The following is a 3,299-nucleotide window of genomic DNA, read 5'->3' as shown; positions in this document are numbered from 1 at the left end:
GGCCGGCCGGCCACCTCGGGGGCGGCGGGGTCGAGGCCGCAGGCGCGCATGACCTCGTCCAGGGCGCGCAGTACGGTCACCGCCGCGCCCTCGTAGGCCGCGCCCAGCAGCTGCTGCGGCGTGGTGTCGTGCCGGATGCCGGTCAGCAGCCCCGACGCGGCGGGCAGGTCGGGGGTGCGCTCGCCGTCCAGGTACGGCAGGAGCACGGCCTCGCCGCCCGGCGTCGCGTCCTCGCGGTCGAGCCGCAGCAGCGCCGCCACCTTGTCCACGGCGAGCGTGCAGTTGAGGGTGCAGGCCAGCGGCAGATACGTACCGTCGGCGGCGGCGAACCCGGCGAGCGCGGCGGATGCCGGGCGGGTGCGGGTCGCGGCGAAGACCGTCCCCGAGGTGCCGAGGCTGAGCACCGGGTGGTCCAGCAGCCCGGCGCCGCCGAAGCCCAGGCCGACGGCCGCGCTCATGTTGTCACCGGTGCCCGCGGCGACGGCGATACCGGCGGGCAGGCCCAGCTCGGCGGCGGCGCCCGCCGTGAGCGAGCCGACGCGCGCGGCGCCGGTCGCGGCCACGGGCGGCAGCAGGTCGGTGTCGAGCCCGAGCAGCGCGAGGAGTTCGGCGTCGTACTCCCCGGTGGCGGTCGAGTACCAGCAGGTGCCGGAGGCGTCGCCCGGGTCGGTGGCGGGGGTGCCCGCGAGCCGTTCGGTCAGGAAGTCGTGCGGGAGCCTGATGGCGGCCGTGGCGTCCGCGACGGCCGGGTCGTTCTCCCGCAGCCACTGCCACTTGGAGGCCGTCATCGAGGCCACCGGCACCGACCCCGTACGCGCCGTCCAGGCGTCGGGGCCGCCGAGCGTCTCGGTCAGCGCGGCGGCCTGCGGCGCCGAACGGGTGTCGTTCCAGAGCAGCGCCGGGCGCAGCGGCCGGCCTGCGCCGTCCAGTACCACCAGCCCGTGCTGCTGTCCGGCGACGGCTATGCCGATGACCGACGACGGCTGCACACCGGACTCCTTGAGTCCGGCGCCGACCGCGTCGCGCAGCGCGTCCCACCACACCTCGGGGTCGGTCTCGCGCGCGCCGCCCTCCCCGGTCACCCGGTGCGGCGCGCGGCCCACGGCGAGCAGCCGGCCGGTGGCGGCGTCGGTGAAGGCCGCCTTGGTGGACTGGGTGGAACTGTCCACGCCGATGACGACCTGGCTGTGCGACATGGGGCTCTACCTCCGGTTTTGGATCTGGAGCAACAAATTACGCGATGGCGCGACGCACGGGAACAGCGAGGGCGATCGACCTCGCGCGGCCCCGTCCCGTAGCGGAATCAGGGGAGGGAGGATTCCGGGGGGCCGTTCGGTCTTTTGCCCGCCGGGACTCCGTGCTTTATTAGTCATGTCAGGAAACAAATAGGCCCCGGCGGGTGCCGGAGCCAGCCATCGAAGGCGGCCAGAGGATGACGGAACGCTTCACCCCCACCCCCGCGGACAAGTTCAGCTTCGGTCTGTGGACCGTGGGCTGGCAGGGCCGCGACCCGTTCGGCGACGCCACCCGCCCGGCCCTGGACCCCGTCGAGTCCGTCCAGCGGCTCGGCGAACTGGGCGCGTACGGCGTGACCTTCCACGACGACGACCTCATCCCGTTCGGCTCGTCCGACACCGAGCGCGAGTCGCACATCAAGCGTTTCCGGCAGGCGCTGGACGCCACCGGCGTGGTCGCGTCCATGGTCACCACCAACCTCTTCACGCACCCGGTCTTCAAGGACGGCGGCCTCACCGCCAACGACCGCGACATCCGGCGGTTCGCGCTGCGCAAGGTCCTGCGCAACATCGACCTGGCCGCCGAGCTGGGCGCGAAGACCTTCGTCGCCTGGGGCGGCCGCGAGGGCGCGGAGTCGGGCGGCGCCAAGGACGTACGGCTGGCCCTCGACCGGATGAAGGAGGCGTTCGACCTCTTCGGCGAGTACGTCACCGAGCAGGGCTATGACCTGCGCTTCGCCATCGAGCCCAAGCCCAACGAGCCGCGCGGCGACATCCTGCTGCCGACCGTCGGCCACGCCCTCGCCTTCATCGAGCGCCTGGAGCGCCCCGAGCTGTACGGCGTGAACCCCGAGGTCGGCCACGAGCAGATGGCCGGGCTGAACTTCCCGCACTCCGTCGCCCAGGCGCTCTGGTCGGGCAAGCTGTACCACATCGACCTCAACGGTCAGAACGGCATCAAGTACGACCAGGACCTGCGCTTCGGCGCCGGTGATCTGCGGGCCGCGTTCTGGCTGGTCGACCTCTTGGAGAGCGCGGGCTGGGAGGGCACCCGGCACTTCGACTTCAAGCCGCCGCGCACCGAGGACTACGACGGGGTGTGGGCCTCCGCCGCCGGGTGCATGCGCAACTACCTGATCCTCAAGGAGCGCGCCGCGTCCTTCCGCGCCGACCCGCTGGTCCAGGAGGCGCTGCGCGCCTCGCGTCTCGACCAGCTGGCCGAGCCGACCGCGGCCGACGGGGTGGCCGCCCTGCTCGCCGACCGCACCGCGTACGAGGAGTTCGACCCCGAGGCGGCCGGTGCCCGGGGCATGGCGTTCGAGCACCTGGACCAGCTCGCGATGGACCACCTGCTGGGCGCGCGCTGAGCCCGGCGGCCGGATGACGGCGGGCGGGGCACGGGTCCCGTACTCCGCGGGGGTACGGGACCCGTGGGCCTCTGGTCGGGATCATGCCGGGCGCGGGGTCCGGCGCCGCGCCCGCCGCGTCGTCGTCGGTCCGGCGCCGAGCCCCGCCGCGTTGTCGTCGGTCGGCGGCTCTCCCGCTGCCTTGAGCGCGTGGGAGGTGCCGAGGTGCCCCCTCCGCGTCGCCTCCCGCCTCAGAGCCTGTCGGGTGACCTCTGATCGGGCGGCCACGCCCTGGCCCGCACGCTTCCCGCGTTGCCGAAATGCCCTAGTAGCTCCCTCCCCAAGCTCTCAACTGCGTTCGAGCAGGGGATACCCCATCCGAGGACACTCCGGCGCCTTGGAATCGCGCTCGGCATCCGGACGAGGAATCAAAGCGCCGAGACGGAGCGAGCGAAGCGAGTGCAGTGCACCAGACCGCGTCCGCTTTCCGATCGTAGGTCACCCGACAGGCTCTCAGCCGTCCTGGTCCAGGATCTGCGAGTGGGCGATGAGATAGCCGAGTTGCGCGCGGCTTCCGCTGCCGAGGGTGGTGGCGAGCTTGGCGATGTGGGCGCGGCAGGTCCGTACGTTCATGCCCAGGCGGCGGGCGATCGCCTCGTCCACGTACCCCTCGATGAGGAGCTTCGCGATGGACCGCTGGACGCCGGTGATGCCGTCG

At 72.9% G+C, this 3,299-nt stretch carries 2 protein-coding genes and 1 pseudogene; 1 reads left to right on the top strand and 2 read right to left on the bottom strand.

Annotated elements, in window-relative coordinates; all coding sequences use genetic code 11:
- Positions 1–1,196, bottom strand: a 1,196-nt coding sequence (locus tag DVH02_RS33070) for an FGGY family carbohydrate kinase (protein ID WP_114627537.1), incomplete at its 3' end; no start/stop codon positions are given.
- Positions 1,197–1,432: 236 nt separating this feature from the next.
- On the opposite strand from DVH02_RS33070, the gene xylA reads away from it, so the two are divergent.
- Positions 1,433–2,602, top strand: coding sequence for a xylose isomerase (gene xylA, locus DVH02_RS33065; RefSeq protein WP_114627536.1), 1,170 nt, complete (start codon positions 1,433–1,435; stop codon positions 2,600–2,602).
- A gap of 492 nt (positions 2,603–3,094) precedes the next feature.
- On the opposite strand, the pseudogene DVH02_RS33060 reads toward xylA, so the two are convergent.
- Positions 3,095–3,299: pseudogene (locus DVH02_RS33060) on the bottom strand (helix-turn-helix transcriptional regulator); the annotation flags it as partial.

It is taken from the genome of Streptomyces corynorhini, assembly GCF_003346515.1.
Taxonomy (GTDB): domain Bacteria; phylum Actinomycetota; class Actinomycetes; order Streptomycetales; family Streptomycetaceae; genus Streptomyces; species Streptomyces corynorhini.
Note: the sequence above shows the minus strand (reverse complement) of the source record. Positions and strands in the feature narration are given on the sequence as shown.